The 15,307-nt window shown below is 69.3% G+C and carries 15 protein-coding genes and 5 pseudogenes; 12 read left to right on the top strand and 8 right to left on the bottom strand.

Features of this window, described 5'->3' with window-relative positions:
* Positions 1-18: 18 nt before the first annotated feature.
* The 4 genes from QC282_RS13700 to QC282_RS32405 all read right to left on the bottom strand — a co-directional run bounded on the left by QC282_RS13700 (position 19) and on the right by QC282_RS32405 (position 2,684).
* Positions 19-180 carry a hypothetical protein gene (locus QC282_RS13700; protein ID WP_279549590.1) on the bottom strand — a complete coding sequence of 54 codons (162 nt, stop codon included), beginning with the start codon at positions 178-180 and terminating at the stop codon, positions 19-21.
* Positions 177-1,502, bottom strand: a complete 1,326-nt coding sequence (locus tag QC282_RS13695; protein ID WP_279549589.1) for a glutathione-dependent formaldehyde dehydrogenase — start codon at positions 1,500-1,502, stop codon at positions 177-179. The genes QC282_RS13700 and QC282_RS13695 overlap by 4 nt, the downstream gene beginning before the upstream one ends.
* Positions 1,503-1,651: 149 nt before the next feature.
* Positions 1,652-2,263, bottom strand: a complete 612-nt coding sequence (locus tag QC282_RS13690; protein WP_279549588.1) for a flavodoxin family protein — start codon at positions 2,261-2,263, stop codon at positions 1,652-1,654.
* 133 nt (positions 2,264-2,396) lie between these two features.
* Complete coding sequence (locus tag QC282_RS32405; protein ID WP_369293050.1) at positions 2,397-2,684, bottom strand: GNAT family N-acetyltransferase; 288 nt, start codon at positions 2,682-2,684, stop codon at positions 2,397-2,399.
* Between QC282_RS32405 and QC282_RS13685 the strand changes: the two genes are divergently transcribed.
* The gene (locus QC282_RS13685) at positions 2,580-2,963 is read left to right on the top strand and encodes a hypothetical protein (protein ID WP_279549587.1); all 384 of its coding nucleotides are present in this window, start codon (positions 2,580-2,582) and stop codon (positions 2,961-2,963) included. The genes QC282_RS32405 and QC282_RS13685 overlap by 105 nt on opposite strands.
* 493 nt (positions 2,964-3,456) lie before the next feature.
* Here QC282_RS13685 and QC282_RS13680 read toward each other — a convergent pair whose 3' ends face one another.
* Both QC282_RS13680 and QC282_RS13675 read right to left on the bottom strand, forming a co-directional pair.
* Positions 3,457-3,828 (bottom strand): IS110 family transposase, encoded by a 372-nt coding sequence (locus QC282_RS13680; protein WP_279549586.1) that lies wholly within the window; start codon positions 3,826-3,828, stop codon positions 3,457-3,459.
* Complete coding sequence (locus QC282_RS13675) at positions 3,792-4,049, bottom strand: hypothetical protein (RefSeq protein ID WP_279549585.1); 258 nt, start codon at positions 4,047-4,049, stop codon at positions 3,792-3,794. Before QC282_RS13675 ends, QC282_RS13680 begins: the two co-directional genes overlap by 37 nt.
* Positions 4,050-4,305: 256 nt before the next feature.
* On the opposite strand from QC282_RS13675, the gene QC282_RS13670 reads away from it, so the two are divergent.
* Positions 4,306-4,536, top strand: coding sequence for a hypothetical protein (locus QC282_RS13670; protein ID WP_279549584.1), 231 nt, complete (start codon positions 4,306-4,308; stop codon positions 4,534-4,536).
* Positions 4,537-5,066: 530 nt separating this feature from the next.
* Here QC282_RS13670 and QC282_RS13665 read toward each other — a convergent pair.
* Positions 5,067-5,537, bottom strand: coding sequence for an SPW repeat protein (locus QC282_RS13665; protein ID WP_279549583.1), 471 nt, complete (start codon positions 5,535-5,537; stop codon positions 5,067-5,069).
* Positions 5,538-6,193: 656 nt separating this feature from the next.
* On the opposite strand from QC282_RS13665, the pseudogene QC282_RS13660 reads away from it, so the two are divergent.
* The 8 genes and pseudogenes from QC282_RS13660 to QC282_RS13625 all read left to right on the top strand — a co-directional run.
* Positions 6,194-6,538, top strand: a pseudogene (locus QC282_RS13660) (serine/threonine-protein phosphatase); the annotation flags it as partial.
* 1 nt (position 6,539) lies between these two features.
* Positions 6,540-8,168: pseudogene (locus tag QC282_RS13655) on the top strand (RecQ family ATP-dependent DNA helicase); the annotation flags it as partial.
* Between the two features lie 147 nt (positions 8,169-8,315).
* The gene (locus QC282_RS13650; RefSeq protein ID WP_279549582.1) at positions 8,316-8,990 is read left to right on the top strand and encodes a hemerythrin domain-containing protein; all 675 of its coding nucleotides are present in this window, start codon (positions 8,316-8,318) and stop codon (positions 8,988-8,990) included.
* Between the two features lie 108 nt (positions 8,991-9,098).
* A complete protein-coding gene (locus QC282_RS13645; RefSeq protein WP_279549581.1) occupies positions 9,099-9,362 on the top strand; it encodes a hypothetical protein in 264 nt (87 codons plus the stop codon).
* Positions 9,363-9,669: 307 nt separating this feature from the next.
* Positions 9,670-10,161, top strand: coding sequence for a DUF2243 domain-containing protein (locus QC282_RS13640; protein WP_279549580.1), 492 nt, complete (start codon positions 9,670-9,672; stop codon positions 10,159-10,161).
* Positions 10,071-10,904 (top strand): annotated as a pseudogene (locus tag QC282_RS13635) (cytochrome c oxidase assembly protein); the annotation flags it as partial. The gene QC282_RS13640 and the pseudogene QC282_RS13635, both read left to right, overlap by 91 nt.
* A 119-nt stretch (positions 10,905-11,023) precedes the next feature.
* Positions 11,024-11,227 (top strand): annotated as a pseudogene (locus QC282_RS13630) (hemerythrin domain-containing protein); the annotation flags it as partial.
* 224 nt (positions 11,228-11,451) lie between these two features.
* A pseudogene (locus QC282_RS13625) lies at positions 11,452-12,358 on the top strand (cytochrome c oxidase subunit II).
* A gap of 290 nt (positions 12,359-12,648) precedes the next feature.
* On the opposite strand, the gene QC282_RS13620 reads toward QC282_RS13625, so the two are convergent.
* Entirely contained in the window at positions 12,649-13,260 is a 612-nt protein-coding gene (locus QC282_RS13620) for a hypothetical protein (protein WP_279549579.1), read from the bottom strand.
* Positions 13,261-13,824: 564 nt separating this feature from the next.
* On the opposite strand from QC282_RS13620, the gene QC282_RS13615 reads away from it, so the two are divergent.
* The gene (locus tag QC282_RS13615; protein WP_279549578.1) at positions 13,825-14,538 is read left to right on the top strand and encodes a GAF and ANTAR domain-containing protein; all 714 of its coding nucleotides are present in this window, start codon (positions 13,825-13,827) and stop codon (positions 14,536-14,538) included.
* Positions 14,539-14,771: 233 nt separating this feature from the next.
* The gene (locus QC282_RS13610; RefSeq protein ID WP_279549577.1) at positions 14,772-15,239 is read left to right on the top strand and encodes a hypothetical protein; all 468 of its coding nucleotides are present in this window, start codon (positions 14,772-14,774) and stop codon (positions 15,237-15,239) included.
* Positions 15,240-15,307 lie beyond the last annotated feature (68 nt).

The following is a 15,307-nucleotide window of genomic DNA, read 5'->3' as shown; positions in this document are numbered from 1 at the left end:
CGGCAGCGCTCCGCCCGGTCAGGACTTGTTGCCCGGTTCGTTGCGGCGGGTCCCGAACTCCTTGTGTCCGTTCGGGCAGGAGGGGATCTTGTCACCTTCCTCGACATGGACCTTCTCGCTGCAACTGGCGCAGTAGAAGTCGCCCGTCTTCTGTGCCTTCTCGCCCGCTTTCGCCGTCACGACCGGTCACCCCCGCCCTCGTGGTCCGTCGCCACCCGGGCCTGCGTGCCCGCTGTGGTCGCCGCTCCCGTTCCTGCCGCTTCACCGAGGCCGGGTGCGACGGAACCGTCGCCCGCGACCCCGAGGGCCACCTTCGTCCAGCCGGACTCGCGCCGGTCGAAAGTCCGGTAGGCGTCGAGCGCGTCCTCGGTTCCGACCCAGCGGGTGATCAGTGGCGTGGGGTCGAGCCGGCCTGCGGCGACCATCGACACCAGCTCGGGCACGTAGCGGCGGTGGTTGCAGTTGCCCATCTTGAGCGTGAGGTTCTTCATGAACGCCTCGCCGAACGGATAGTGCTGCACCTGCGGCGGATAGACCCCCACGGTGCCGATCGTGCCGGCCTTGGCCGCCATCTGCACCGCCCAGCGGGCCGCCAGCGACGGCGCGTCGCCGGGCAACCACGTCTTTCCGTCCGGGTTCTGCTCCGGAGCCGCCTCGTCCCGTTCGTGGTCGAACTGCTCGCCCTGACTGCGCAGGGCTTCGGCCGCCGGCCCGTGGGACGGGCGCTGGGCGTCCACGCCCACGGCGTCGACCACCCGGTCCGCCCCGATGCCGCCAGTCAGCTGCACCACGGCCTCGACCGGGTCCTCGGCGTTGAAGTCGACCGTCTCGGCGTGCTGGTCGCGGGCCAGCTCCAGCCGGTCGCCCACACCGTCGACGACGATGATGCGCCCTGCGCCCTGGAGGCGGGCGCAGGCGATGGCGGCCTGTCCGATCGGTCCGGCCCCGACGATCGCCACGGTGTCCCCGGCGCCGATCTCAGCGAGCCGCGCCCCGAACCAGGCGGTGGGATAGATGTCGGAGAGCAGGATGGCCTGGGCGTCGTCGACGGTGTCCGGCAGCGGGACCAGTCCGACGTGGGCGTACGGGATCCGCGCGTACTCGGCCTGGAGCCCGTCCAGGCCCCCGGCGGCCTGTGGACCGCCGAAGAAGACGGTGCCGGCCCGCGAACCGCCGGGGTTGGCGTTGTCGCACTGCGCGTAGTAGCCGGCGCGGCAGTAGCTGCACGTGCCGCACGCGACGGTGGACGGCACCACCACGCGGTCACCGGGACGGAGGTTGCGCACCTGCGGTCCGACCTCCTCCACAACGCCGACCGCCTCGTGGCCGAGGATCCGGCCCTCCTGCATGCCGGGCATGGTGCCGCGGATGAAGTGGAGGTCCGTGCCGCAGATCGCGGACGTCGTGATGCGCACGATCGCGTCGTGGGCGTCTTCGATCTTCGGCTCCGGCACGTCGTCCAGGCGAATTTCCCCCAGTCCGTGCCACACGACAGCCTTCATGCGTCCCTCCGTTCCTCACGTCCGCGGCGACCGGCCGACGGAAGGCACCCGGCCACAAGGGCCGATATGCGCGACTGCTCCCGGAGTTTCCTTCCTGCCCGGCTCAAAACAGTGACCAGCACCGTCCTTCCCGGGCCACGGGGCAAGGCTCACTGAGGCGGAGCGCCCAGTGGGCTCGCGGCCAGCGCACGCGCGGTGCCGCACAGGTTGGCGGCCATCGCGCGGCCGGTCTTGTGGGACCAGTCGTGACCGCGTCGGTCGTCGAGGTAGTCCGGGCCCGGCCCGGGGCCCAGGTGCCAGTAGGTCCACGACTGGCCGGGGACGGTGTAGCCGATGTCGCACAGAGCGCCGTTGATCTCGCTGATCACGTGGTGCGCCCCGTCCTCGTTCCCGGTGACGACGACTCCCGCGACGCGGTTGTAGGCGACGGGGCGGTCCTCGTCGTCCGTCTCGGACAGCATGGCGTCCATGCGTTCCAGGACGCGCTGGGCGACCGAGGACGGCCGGCCGAGCCAGGTCGGCGAGGCGATGACGAGAATCTGCGCCCGCAGCAGCTTGGCATGCACCGCGGGCCAGTCATCGCCTGCGGCGACGGCTTCACTGACCACGCCGGGGTGGATGTCGAGATCAACGGCTCGGACGTACTCGACCTCGACGTCAGCGTTCTCCGCCAGCCAGTCGCCGACGACCTCGGCCAGCGCGGCAGTGTTGGACGGCTCGGGGGACTTCTTGAGCGTGCAATTGATCACCAGTGCCTTCATGACACAGCCGTACCCCGCTGCGGGCGGACGCCCCCGCCGTGCACCCGACCGGGCCAAGACGGCACCAGAAGTAGCGGACTCGCGTTCCAGCTGGGCCCGACTGCGCGAAGGGTGGCGAAGGACGCCTCCATGTTCAGCCGCTCGGGATTGTCTCCCATGATGACCAGCAAGGTGACGGCGCCGTCCGGGCCGGTGGCCACCGGTGCGAGCAATTTCGTCGGGTCCAGGAACGTATGAAAATCCGAGCGGGCACCCGAGCAAACAACTCATCGACCAAAGCTCGTGCCACTCCCCTTTGTCGGAACTCGGGAGAAACGTGGAGCTCGTAAAGCCTGACGTAGCCGGGCGCGCCGCCTGCCGCGCGCTGCAAACTGGAGTGAAGCCGTCCCATACGCACGCCTTGGTCGGAATCCTCTGCGATCAGGGCGTGCAGCGCCTCCGCCAGGGAGGCAGCCCCGTCCTGCTTCTCGACGGTGACCGTCCAGCTTTCGGTGTTGTTGCTCATCCATTCGACGTCGGCTGGATGAACGTCAAGGACCCTCTCGCGCGGGTTCCCGATGCGGCGTTCGTAACAGTTCCGGGAGCACGGATCGACGTCCACATGGACCTCACACGCGACAGCGAAGCAGCCGTGGCCTGGCCACAGGCCGAGATGGCCAGTTCAGCTGTGCCGGTGGCCAGTCAGTCGATCCGGCCGTAACCGCTCCCGCACTCACGCGTCCCGGTCGCGCTGGGGAAAAACGCACCCCGGTACGGACGGATGAGCGGGTGCGATCGCAAATCAGGCACCCGAGAGTGGCACAGGCACGCGGACTCCTTAGCGGCACCGACCGCATCGTGCGCGCCAGCACGTTCGACCTCACGGCGAAGCCGCACCGGAGCGCTCCGGTGCGGCTTCGATGCCTCACGGATCCGGGCAGACTCCCCGCCAGGACGCGCCTCGGCAGGGCATCGCCATATCACCCGCGTATCACACAGCCATCACCAACTGGGCAGACGCTCTCGGACCAAGACGCTCCGACCTGCAATTTCATGCCCGTAGTGGACTGGCGTAGACGGCCCTGGACGGTCTCTACAACCTGTGCCATGTGGTACCCAGTGAGGGACCCAGGATCAGGACGGGAGCGTCTTCTGGCCCGTCAAAGCGGTATTGCAGGGTGTTCGGCACTGTCTCACTCACGCCCCAGACCCTCTCACGTATCACGGACGCCCCTATAACGGGGTTTGGTGGATACCGTCCTGACCAGGTTGAAGACCTCTCGGGCGGCATATCGCTTGAGGCATCGAATGATCTCACGTCGGGTCTTGCCCTCGTCCGTGCGGCGTTCGTAGTACGCCTGGGTGCAGGGATCGAAGCGCAGCCGGGTGAACACGATGCGGTGCACGGCGGCGTTCGCCTGCCGGTCGCCGCCATGGTTGAGGCGACGCGAGGTCCGGCGGCCCGAGGAGTACTCGATGGGACTGACCGCGCACAAAGCGGCGAAGGAAGCCTCAGTGCTCAGCCGCTCGGGATTGTCTCCCATGGCGATCAGCAAGGTGACGGCACTGTCCGGGCCGATGCCCACCGGTACGAGCAGTTGCGCCGGGTCAGGCGTCGGTTCAGCTCGTCGATCTGCCCGGTGAGCTGCTCAATGCGCTCGGCGAGCATGCTCAGGGTCATATGGGTGGCCCGGGCCACCGCGTCCTCGTCGCCCCCGCCGTCGCGCAGGCCGAGGCGCGCGCATGTGCGGAACAGCTCGCGGTTACCCAGACCAGACAAGCGTTCCCGTAGAGCGGGGTCGGCCATGACCAGGACGGCCTCGAGCTGATTGATCGCCTGGGTGCGGGCCTTGACCGCGGAGTCCTCTGTCGAGGCTCAGCGAGGCCCGAGCGCCGATCTCATCCGCCGGATCGAATGGGGCCCGTTCCCCGGGGCGCCAGAGTCCTACCGCCCCCAGTACACCACCTCTGACCAGCGGCGGCAGCACCGTCAGGGCTGTGGCGGCCGGGGGCAGCATGAGCGGGGCTCCTTCCGCGTCGTCCATCAGCTCCGCCCGGATTAGATGCAGATCCGGCAGGAGACCGGGCGTGCCTTTGCGCAGGTGCTCGGCTTCTTCGTGGCCAATCCGGAAGGTCGCACCGACCGGATGGCCCTCTCGGGGCCAGCACCCACTGGCCGCCGCTACAGCGAACTGCTCGGCATTGCGGGTGAGGTCCAGGGAGCCGCTGATGCGGGTTGCCGCGTCATGAAGCAGCTCCAGCCGCTCGAGTGTTCGTGGATCTTTCGCCAGTAGGGCGCTGCTTGGTGTGCACAGGAGAAAATGGTGACAAGGCGTGATGCGTTTGCCGACCGGCTCCTGCTGATTGACAAGCACTGTGAAGGCCATGACGATCTCGAGGCCGTACTGACCGATCCTGCCGAGGTCGGCCGGCCCCGGTCGGTGGGGACCGTGAGGTCGCTGTCCCACACAGTGACGCCGACACTGTCGGTGGTGATGCGCAGTTCCATAAGGCCGGCGCCGGGGCGTACGCGCGGGCGTCGGAAACTCACACCGAAGCAGGGCCGTAAGTTCGGTGGCCCGCGAGGGCCAGAGGTGGCTTCAAGGTAGCTTGCCGACCACGGCTCGGCCGGCCGTGGCAGTCCGAGCCTCCGGGGCGCCCTGGACGCTGATTGATTACGCGGAACTCGTCGCTGTTTACGGAGCTGACGACCGGGCAAGCCCGCCTCCGCCAGGAGCGGCCTGACGGGGGCCAAAGCACCGACAACAGGCGGCTCCCGGTAGCGCGGTAGCGGTAGGTGCCACGACCTTCGGATCCAGCTCGATCACCTGGGCGGGGATGAGTGATCGCCGGACGACCGATCCACCGGGCGGGCGGCTGCGGCGGCCATAAGGGCCAGCAGGAGCGCGATCACGCCGACGATGATGTTGTTGACTATGGTCCTGGTGGTACTGACGTCTCCTGCTACAACCCAGGGCGCAAAGATCGTCCACACGCTGAGTGCGCAAGCGGCCCACGCCATGCTGTGCGAGCGCTCGTATGCCCGACCAAAGCCACCGCTCATGATCACGGCGTATGCGATACCGACGATCAAGTTGTTGACGGCCAGGGTGGAAAAGCCGTTGAAACCCGCGATCCACGGTGAGGCCGCCAGGTAGAGGCCCGTGATCAGGGCCATCGCCTCGACGGCCTGCGCCCTCGGAGTACTCGCGACACGCTCGGCCATCTCATGTCGACTGCGCATGGCGAGGATGTCGGGGTGCGTTTCCATGTCCGACCGGGGATGCGTTGCCATTCCGACCTCCGATTTGCCCGTTATGTGCATTACGTGAAGGCGGGTACCCCTCAGGGGCGGGGTAACCATCGCAGACCTGCCTGCACCCTCAGGACGCCACTGCAGGAGGTGGCCTTCACAGCGGCTTGCCAGTTATGAGGGTCTCGCTGCGGCGTCGGATCCGATGACGCGGCCTCCCTCGGGCGCTCAGACTGCGAGGCGCCCGGGACGCCGTCCCGGACACGGACCGGAAGTGGCGTGCACGGGGAGCTTCCATCCCGCCTTCCATCGACCTGGGCGGAGCCAAGGCTTGTTCCCGTATGATCTTTCGTCGAGCACGTGGGCGCCAGTTTTTGGGATCGGACGTCGCCCCCTCCACTGGCAACCAAACCTGGCCGAGGGCCGCACCGGCACCGCGTCGAGCAATCACCGTGGACCGGAGCGGCATCCGCCCGTTCCCGGTTCGCTCGCCATGCAGTCGACATGCTGTTTCCTCTGCATCCCATGTCCGCCGACGCACCGGCCGCACGAGCACCCACGAACGCCGCCTGACGGAGGCGGGACGTGCTCGCACCGATCTGGAGCGCCGCTCCGACCAGGCAAAATGGGCAAAATATGCGAGGTTGCGCAGACTCGGGGAAGAAGGTGCGGCAACCGACAGGAGGTTGCTGTGAAGGGTGGAGATCTTGGAATTGGGCGAGTTGCTGGCCGCTGCGGAAGCGGCCCCGCCCGGTGAGTCCGTCGGCGTGGTGGCACACGACCTGCAGAAGCGGTTCGGTGCCGAGGCCGTGTCCTTCCTGTTCGTCCACCTCATCGGCCAGCGGCTGGTACGCCTGACCGGCGATGAGCCCGCGGCCCCTGGCGAGCCGATCGACCTGCAGGGCAGCGTCTACGACAGCGTCCTGCAGAGCCAGCGCCAGAAGGTGGAACCGGGCGGCCAGGGCGGACGGCGCGCCATCACGCCGGTCACCAACCGCGGCGACTGCATCGGCGTCCTGGAGGTGAGCCTGCAGTCCGCGGACGGTCGCCCGGGAACGGTTCGGGTGGAGCGACCTGGCCGCCGAGCAGACGGAGGCGATGGAGGCACTGCTCGAGGGCCGCGACGTGCTGGTCGTCATGCCCACCGGTTCCGGCAAGTCGGCGATCTATCAGGTGCCGACCGTCGTGCTCGGTGGTCCCGCGGTCGTGGTGTCGCCGCTGATCGCGCTGCAGCGCGACCAGGTCGCCGGCCTGCGGGAGAGCGCGGCACCGGACGCCGTGGCCGTGAACTCCGCACAGCCCGAGTCGGACACGGAGAGGGGCTGGCGGGCGATCCGGGACGGTGATGCCGAGTACCTGTTCCTGTCCCCCGAGCAGTTGACCAAAGACAGTGTCGTGGAACAGCTGAGGGAACTGGGCCCCTCGCTGTTCGTCGTGGACGAGGCCCACTGCGTCTCCGCCTGGGGACACGATTTCCGTCCCGACTACCTGAACCTGGGCGAGGCCGCCGAACGACTGGGCCGCCCGCCGGTACTCGCTCTGACGGCGACGGCCGCGGCCCCGGTCAGGGCGGACATCGTCGAGCACCTGCACATGCGCGAGGCTCACGTCGTGACGACCGGGACCGACCGGCCCACCATCCACCTGGCGGTGCGCACCTTCACCGACGACCCCGCCGAACGTGAGGCCGTCTCTCGCTGGACGGCCAAGGCGTGCGCTCCGGGCATCCTCTACACCGCCACCCGCAAGGACGCCGAGACGTACGCGGGGCGACTTCGGCAGGACGGGGTGGACGCCGAGGCGTACCACGCGGGCATGAAGGCGGCCGACCGCTGCCGGATCCACGACGGCTTCATGGCCGGCGCTCCCGCCGTGGTGGTGGCCACCTCCGCTTTCGGGATGGGCATCGACAAGCCCGACGTACGGTTCGTCGCCCACGCGTCCGTCCCGGAGTCACTGGACTCCTACTACCAGGAGATCGGACGCGCCGGCCGGGACGGGGAGCCGGCAGAGGCGGTGCTGTTCTACCGCCCCGAGGACCTGGGCCTGCAGAAGTTCCTCACGGCCCGGGCCCTGGACGCCGACGCACTGCGCCGGATCATGGCCACGCTGCTCGGCCAGGACGTCCCGCAGAGCCGTAGCCGGACAGCGCGGCTGTGCGGCCTGTCGCGCCGGAAGACCAGCGATCTGCTGAACCTGCTGGAAGAGGCAGGAGCGGTGACCGTCGAGGGCAGGCGCCGCGCGGTCCGGGCTCTGCCCGGCCGCACGGCGGACGAGGCCGCGGAAGGAGCGGCGCGGGAGTTCGAGCGGCGGCGGCGCGTCGACCGCTCGCGCATCGAGATGATGCGCGGCTACGCCGAGACGCCCACCTGCCGCCGTCAGTACCTTCTGGGCTACTTCGGCGAGCAGCTCGACGAACCGTGCGGGCGGTGCGACGTGTGCGACCGCGAGGCCGAGCACCCCGCCGCCGGGGCCGGGCACCGGGACGCCGCTCCCCCGCCCGGGCACGGCGGGCCCTATGAGACGAACGACCGGGTGCGCCACGCGGAGTGGGGTGCGGGCACCGTGATGCGCACGGAGGAGGACCGCCTCGTCGTGCTGTTCGAGCAGGTCGGCTACAAGACGCTGTCCCTGACAGCAGTACAGGAGGGCGACCTGCTGACCGGCACCTGACGTGCCCGGCGACCGGGCCGGGCCGAGCAGCGTGTTGAAACACCACAAAAGGTGCGCTACACCGCGTCGGGGTACCCGCTACTGGACACTGTCAACAGCCGCTGGGGCGGACGGGCGTCGCGGCCGGTCTGCGCAGAGGAGAGATCCATGCCCGAGACGATCAAAGAGCAGACGGTTGAGCAACTGGGCGGCCCGAGCAGCGTGCTGGCCCGGCAACGCCGTGATCATGTCGAGATGGACAGGTTGATGGACCGCTATCAGACCCTGGCGGACGGCGAGGACCGCGAACCGGTCCTGCAGGAGACCGTCCAGCTGGTCTTCAGCCATGCCTTCGCCGAGGAGACCGTGCTGTGGCCGGCCGTCCGGCGCTCGGTCGAGGACGGGCACGAGTTGACCTTGCGGGTCGAGGAGGAACACCAGCAGATCAACGATCTTGTCGCCGACATCGAACGCCTGAGTCCGGGTTCTTCCGAGCGTGAGGAGAAGGTACGGCGGGTCTTCGCGCTGATACGGCAGGACATCCGCGACGAGGAGGACCTCGTGCTGCCCCGGCTGCAGGAAGCGCTGCCCGCCGCGCAGCTGCGCCGGCTCGGCACGGCATGGGACACGGTGCGACGCAGCGCGCCCACCCATCCCCACCCCGTCATCCCGCGGCGCCCGCCCGGCAACGCGGTCCTGGGGGTGCCGCTCGGTCTCTACGACCGGATGCGCGACGCCTTCGGACTGAGCACGCCCATGGCCACTGCCAAGAAGGTCTTCACCGGGCTCGCCGGGGTTCTGGTGCTGGCCGCGGCCGTCGCGATGCGCCGCAAACGACGGTGAACCAACCCGGTGCGGCGCTGGGTGCCGAGGGCACCCTGCGGCGCTGGGTGCCGAGGGCACCACGGGCACGCCGTCGACGTCGCACGCATCTTCTGATCGGGAGGCATCATGTCCGCGTGGTCATGGGTCCGCGAACACCTGGGGGGTCGCACGAACGAGCCCTCCGCAGAGGTCCGTTCGGGTCGGCCGGAGGACACCGGCGGTAAGCCGGACACCGAGGCGGCGGACCGGCACAGCACGACGGGGACGACGCCCAACGACGTCTTCGTGGGCCGGGTCGCGGGCGACGACCCCGGCTACCTGGAGACGGGCGCCGAAAAGCGCGCCGAACCGGACACCGGAGAGGGCGACGAGACCACGACATCGACGTAGGGAAGACACCGCCCGGCATCGGTGATCGCCCAGCAGGCGTCCCGGCCGGACGACTGGCCGTCCGCGTGCCGAATCCACCCATGTCCTCGCTGTGCCGCCGGCCGAGTGACCGCTGCGATGCCGGTTGGCGCGGGAACCGGCCTCCAACTCCTGCGACATCGGGCATGGGCGGCGTTCCCCGTCCCTGTCCTGAAGCGTGTTCTCCTCTCCCTTGAGGGCCGGTGCACTTGTGCTTGGCCCTGTCCTGGCGGGTACCCGGCGCCGGGCATCCCCAGCCGACGTCGTCGTACAGCGGGAAGGAAGAGCCATGAGCGACTCCGCCCGGTCCGACACCGCACCGGACACCGGCTCCGCGACCCGCAGGTCCATGGCCGTCTGCGCGCTGATCGGTGCGGCGGTCATGGCCTCGGTCGACGAGATCATCTTCCATCAGATCCTGGGGTGGCACCACTTCTACGATCGTTCCACCTCCGGCGTGGGCCTGCTGTCCGACGGACTGCTGCACACCGCCGAACTGCTTGCTCTGGTCGCGGGGTTCTTCCTCTACGCCGATCTGCGCCGCCGCGGGGCCCTGGTGCCGGCCCACGCCTGGCCGGGCTTCTTCCTCGGACTGGGCGTCTTCCAGCTGTTCGACGGGATCGTGGACCACAAACTGCTGCGCCTGCACCAGATCCGCTACGGGGTGGACGTCACCCCGTACGACTGGGCGTGGAACATCGCCGGCCTGGTCCTGCTGCTCATCGGCGTGATCCTGGCCCTGCGTGCGGCCCGCCGCAGCGGGGCCGGGCCGGCGTCGTGACACTCGCGCACGTCCACCCCGGCCCGGCCACCGGACCCGGGACGGGCCAGCTGCTCACCGTCGTGGCCGCGCTGCTGGTGGCGGTGGCGTATCTGCTGGCCGCGGGGCGTCTGCGGCGCCGTGGTGATGCCTGGCCCCGGTGGCGGGATGTGTCGTTCACCGCCGGGGGCGTCGGTACGGCCTGGGCGTCGGGGGGAGCTGCGCCGGGAGGACCGTTCACCGGGCACATGATCCAGCACCTCGTCGTCGGCATGGCCGCCCCGCTGCTGTTCGTCGCGGCCCGCCCCCTCACCCTCGCCCTGCGAGCCCTCAGGCCCGGCCGGTTACGAAGACGCCTGCGGGTCCTCGCGCGATCCCGTCCCGTCGACTGGCTCGTCCTCCCACCGCTGGCGGCTCTGCTGAACGTGGGCGGCCTCTGGTTGCTGTATCGGACGGAGCTGTTCGCGGCCATGCGGCACCAGCCGTTGCTGCACGGCGTGGTGCACGCGCACATGCTGGCGGCAGGGCTCGTGTTCACCTTCGCCGTGTGCCAGCTCGATCCGGTGCGCCGTCGCTGGAGTGTCGCCGTACGCGGTGCCACCTTGCTGGCCGCCGGCGCCGCGCACGCGGTGCTCGCCAAGACCCTGTACGCGCTGCCGCCGCCCGGCACCGACTTCACTCCTGCCGACCTACACAGCGGCGCCCAATGGATGTACTACGGCGGCGACGTGGTGGACGCTGCCCTGGCGGTGGTGCTGGGGGTGGGCTGGTACACGGCCGGCGGACGTGCCCGTGCCCGTCGCACCCGACGTGGAGCTGCCCCGACCGGCTCCAAACAGAGGTTGACCAGTGCAGCCGGGGCACTCGGTGACCGTCGGCAGGGCGCCAGTACGGCGACATCCGCAATCTGCTCGACGAGGTGGAGAAGACCACCGGGGACGAGCGGCGGGCCGCCTTTCGCCGCCTCGTCCGCCTGCTCGCCGTGCACGAGACGGCCGAGGAGGAGATGATCCATCCCTTCACCCGCCTGGCAGGGCCGGGCGGCGAGAAGGTGGTTGAGGAACGGCTGCGTGAGGAACGCGAGGCCACGAAACGGAAGCAGGGCACCGCCGCCCGCTGGGCGCCCACTCTGACGGGCCTACAGCCGGTGTCGTGGTCGATGATCATCGCTACCGCAGCAGCTCCCTCAACAGCTCCATGCATCGGCGACGGCTTTGACGACCTCCTGGAGGGCAGCCATCCGGGTGGAATGACAGCCGGCCGCTTGTCACCCCAAGTCTTGGACGAGGAGATGCAGGCTCGAGAGCGACACTGACTGCGGGCCTGGTCCTGGCGACCGCCACCAGTTGTGCGTACAAGGACTTCCCCCGCCTGGGGATGCCCACCCCGGTAACGGAGGAGGCTCCGCGGATCCTTTCCCCTGTGGCAGGGGTCCTGGGCGGCTGCGCTGGCCGTGGGAGTGGTGGTCTGGGGGCTGATCCTGTGGGCGGCGATCTTCCACCGGCGCAGCAGGACGAAGGTCGAGGTTCCCCCGCAGACCCGGTACAACATGCCGATCGAGGCGCTGTACACCACGGTTCCGCTGATCACCGTCTCGGTCCTCTTCTACTTCACCGCCCGCGACGAGTCCGAGCTCCTCGCACTCTCCGAACGGCCGGCCCACACGATCGGCGTGGTCGGCTTCCAGTGGAGCTGGGGCTTCAACTACATCGAGAACGTGGACGGCAAGGCAGATACGGGCAACGCGAACGCCGATCCCGACCTGAGGATCGTTCCGGACAGGTACAGCAAGGATTTCCCCGAAGGCGCCGAAGGTGTCTACGACGTGGGCGTCCCCAGCACCCGCAACCCGCAGACCGGTAATCCCGGCCCGACGCTGTGGCTACCGGTGGGCGAGGAGGTCCGGTTCGTCCTGTCCTCGCGTGACGTCATCCATTCTTTCTGGGTGTTGCCGTTCCTGATGAAGCAGGACGTTTTCCCGGGCCACAATGTCAATGCCTTCGAGGTGACCCCCAACCGCGAAGGCACCTTCCGGGGGAAGTGCGCCGAACTTTGCGGCGTCGACCACGCCCGGATGCTGTTCAACGTCAAAGTCGTCACCCCTGACCGCTATCAACAGCACCTCGAGGAACTGGCCGCCAAGGGGCAGCGCGGCTTCATTCCGGCGGGCATCGACATCACTGACCCGGCCAGAAACGCTGAGCCACGCAAACTGTAAGGACCCCGGGGATGAGCAAAGTCACGGCCGTGCCGGGCGGTCGCTGAAGCAGGCAGAGCAAGGTGTGCTCGCTCCAGCTCGCTGTGCAGGTCGCTGAGGCGGGAGTCCCGGCCGGCTTCGCCGCTCGGGGAGCTCTGCGGCGACGGCCCCGCGCAGGCCGACAACGAGCCAGCGCCTCATCAGCCAGGCATCGGCGCCACACGGCGTTGATCAGCCGTGGTGTCGAGCGAAATGTCCGGCTTCAACAAGACGGCGGTTCCACCAGCCGGGGCGGGCCGCCGCGATCGCCTTCAGCCGGCGGTGTTCCGCACGCTGGGCGGCGACGAGGACGGGAACAGCGCAGTAGTCAGCAGCGGCAGGCGTCGCGGAGCGGAGTCGTTCTCCAGGAGCAAGGCTGCCACGGCCGCGGTACCGGAGACGTAGAGGATCGGGTTGTAGTACGGCACAAGCCGCGGGCCAAGCCCTTCGCAGTCCGTGAGCCACGGAAGACCAAGCCGCGTCCGCCTGCGCGGCCAGCCCGTCAGGTGGGCGATCACCGCAGCCGGGCTCACGCTGTTGAGCACGGCGAAGGCCGGATCGTCCGGCGAGGGCCGGGTGCCCCCCGCGCGCCAAGCCGTTGCCGTACCGACGGCCCACGCGGTCGCAGCGGTGAAGGCGTCTCGGGTGAGATAGACCGCGGCGAGGCGGGCGGCGGTTCCCACCGCGAGAGCCCCGCTGATCAGGGAGGTGGGGTTGAGCCAGCTGGAGACGGTGTCGTCTTGGGTGATGCCTGCGGGGACCCGGTCGGAGGCCACCGCGCCCGCCACGGTGCCCAGGAAGAAGGGCGTGGCCAGGGAGGAGAAGGCGAAGGTGGCGCCGAAGAGGCGTTGGGCTCCGAGCAGCGAGGCCCGCAGAGCCGTCACGTCCCGGCCGGCGAAGCCAAGGCCGCGGCACCGACCGCGGGCGGGGCCGGCCGTCTGCCAGCGGAGTGGTGGAATACAGGGTGGATCACTTGGCCTCGCAGCCCATGACGTCACCGTCCCGACCAAGGCGGTCCGGGTCGTCGGGAGCCGCCCCAGTAGCGACCTGAGCAGTCCACATCGGGAACACCAGCGGGAGACTCGTCCGGGAGATCCCGGAGGTCCGGTCGTGCCGGGGTGTCAGGGGCCGGTGAGCAGGCGAGTCGTTCAACTGCCTCTTTTCGGCACCACCAGCTGGCAAGCTCGTTTACTTCCCCCCGCATCTGCTGCGGCTGCGGCAGCCGTGGGAGCGGCGGCCCCGCCGCTTGCCCTCCCCCGAGTCGACCAGGTCTCATGTGCCGTACGTGGCTTGCATGCGGCGACACAGGGCACCCGACATGCGCGGATCGGCGTCCGCCGCGGGCACAGGGGCGGTGAGTCGGCGGCGGTGGCCGTCCGCTCGGATGACACAGGGAGACACGTGACGGTGGGCATCGGGGCACATGCGTCAGGGCTGCGGAGGGCCGGATGACGGCCGAGGCGACGAAGGCGGTGCGGCTGGTCGCGGAAGCCGCGGCGGGCACCCCCGGCGAGGAGGTTCCCCGGCGGGTGTGCGCGGCGGTGTGCGAGGGACTCGGCGTGGACGGTGCCACCTTGTCGTTGCTCACCGACACCCCTTCCCGCCAGCTGCTCGCCGCGTCGGACGATGCCGCCCTGCTGCTGGAGGAGATCCAGTTCACGGTGCTGGAGGGGCCCTGCATCAGTGCCGCGCAGACCGGCGAGCCCGTGGCCGTGGACGACCTGCGGCAGGAACTGACGCCCTGGCCGCTGTTCGGGGCGATGGCGCGCGAGAAGCTCCCGGAAGTGGGCTCGGTGTACGCGCTCCCCCTGTTCTTCGGCGACTACGTCCTCGGATCGGTAGACCTGCTGTCGACACGGCCCCGCGCTCTCGATGAGGACGCCCTGGAGCAGGCGCCCCACGTGGCCGACGCGGTGACGGCAACGCTCATGCCCACCCGCGAGATGCTGCTCACGGGGAACGACGCCCCGGCGTGGGAGCCGGAGCAGGTGGTCCGTGCCCACTGGTTCGACACCTGGCGTGCCGTCGGAGCCCTGGCGGCCCGACGGCGGATCAGCCCTGAGGACGCCCTCGCCCTCATGCGCGCCGAGGCCCTCCGCACCGGCAGGTCATTGCCGGACATCACCACGGACATCCTGCGCGACCCGCCCGGTACGTCGTAGGCGCGCGGGTCCGGAGCAACTGCTCAGGCGCCCGTCAGCAGGTCGTGCTCCCGGACAGCTGCCAGGGACAGCGTCCTGGAGCCGACCTGCTCGAGGCGGCGGCGCCGGACACGACGACCAAGGTCGGCGTTGGACTCCAGCAGGGCCTTGACCTGTTAAGACGGCATCTCATTTGGTGAGTCTGTGCGACGATTCGTCGGCCAGTGGAAAGTCATGAGTGGGGGCGAAGGTCGATGGAGTACATCAATCTTGATGCGCAGGTCGGCGACCTGTCAGGGGTCTTGGACCCGGCCCCCTACCTGAGCCACCTATCCTCGATCTCCGGTGACCTGCCGCCGGGCGCCAGAGCCTTCGCCACTGATTCGGGCCACTACGACTTCAGCAGCAGGCGATGTGTGAAGGACCTGACACTCCGGGCCGTCCGGGCCGCCGGCAGTGAGGAGATGGAGGTCGAGTTCCAGCACAACTGCTGGAAGCACGATCAAGACCTGCTGATCCGCTACGCAGGGGTGTCCGGCTTCATCATCGATCCCGCCGACGAGGACCGAGGAACGGGCCTCGGGACTGTGATCCTCGACGAGGTCCTGCCGCACAGGGACGGCTGCAGCCACGAGATCGCCTGCTGGGACGGCACACTCACCTTTATCTGCCGTGACCTCCAGGCGACCTGGATCGAGGCCGACTGCTCGAGCGAGTCGTAGGTGCGACAGGTCGTGGGGATTGTTGAGCGGCTGGTGCCGGATGAGCTGTGGGAGCTATTCCAGCGGGT

It is taken from the genome of Streptomyces sp. DH24 (assembly GCF_029813775.1).
In the GTDB taxonomy this organism is placed as follows: Bacteria; Actinomycetota; Actinomycetes; order Streptomycetales; family Streptomycetaceae; genus Streptomyces.
This window is presented reverse-complemented; position numbering and strand designations above follow the sequence as displayed.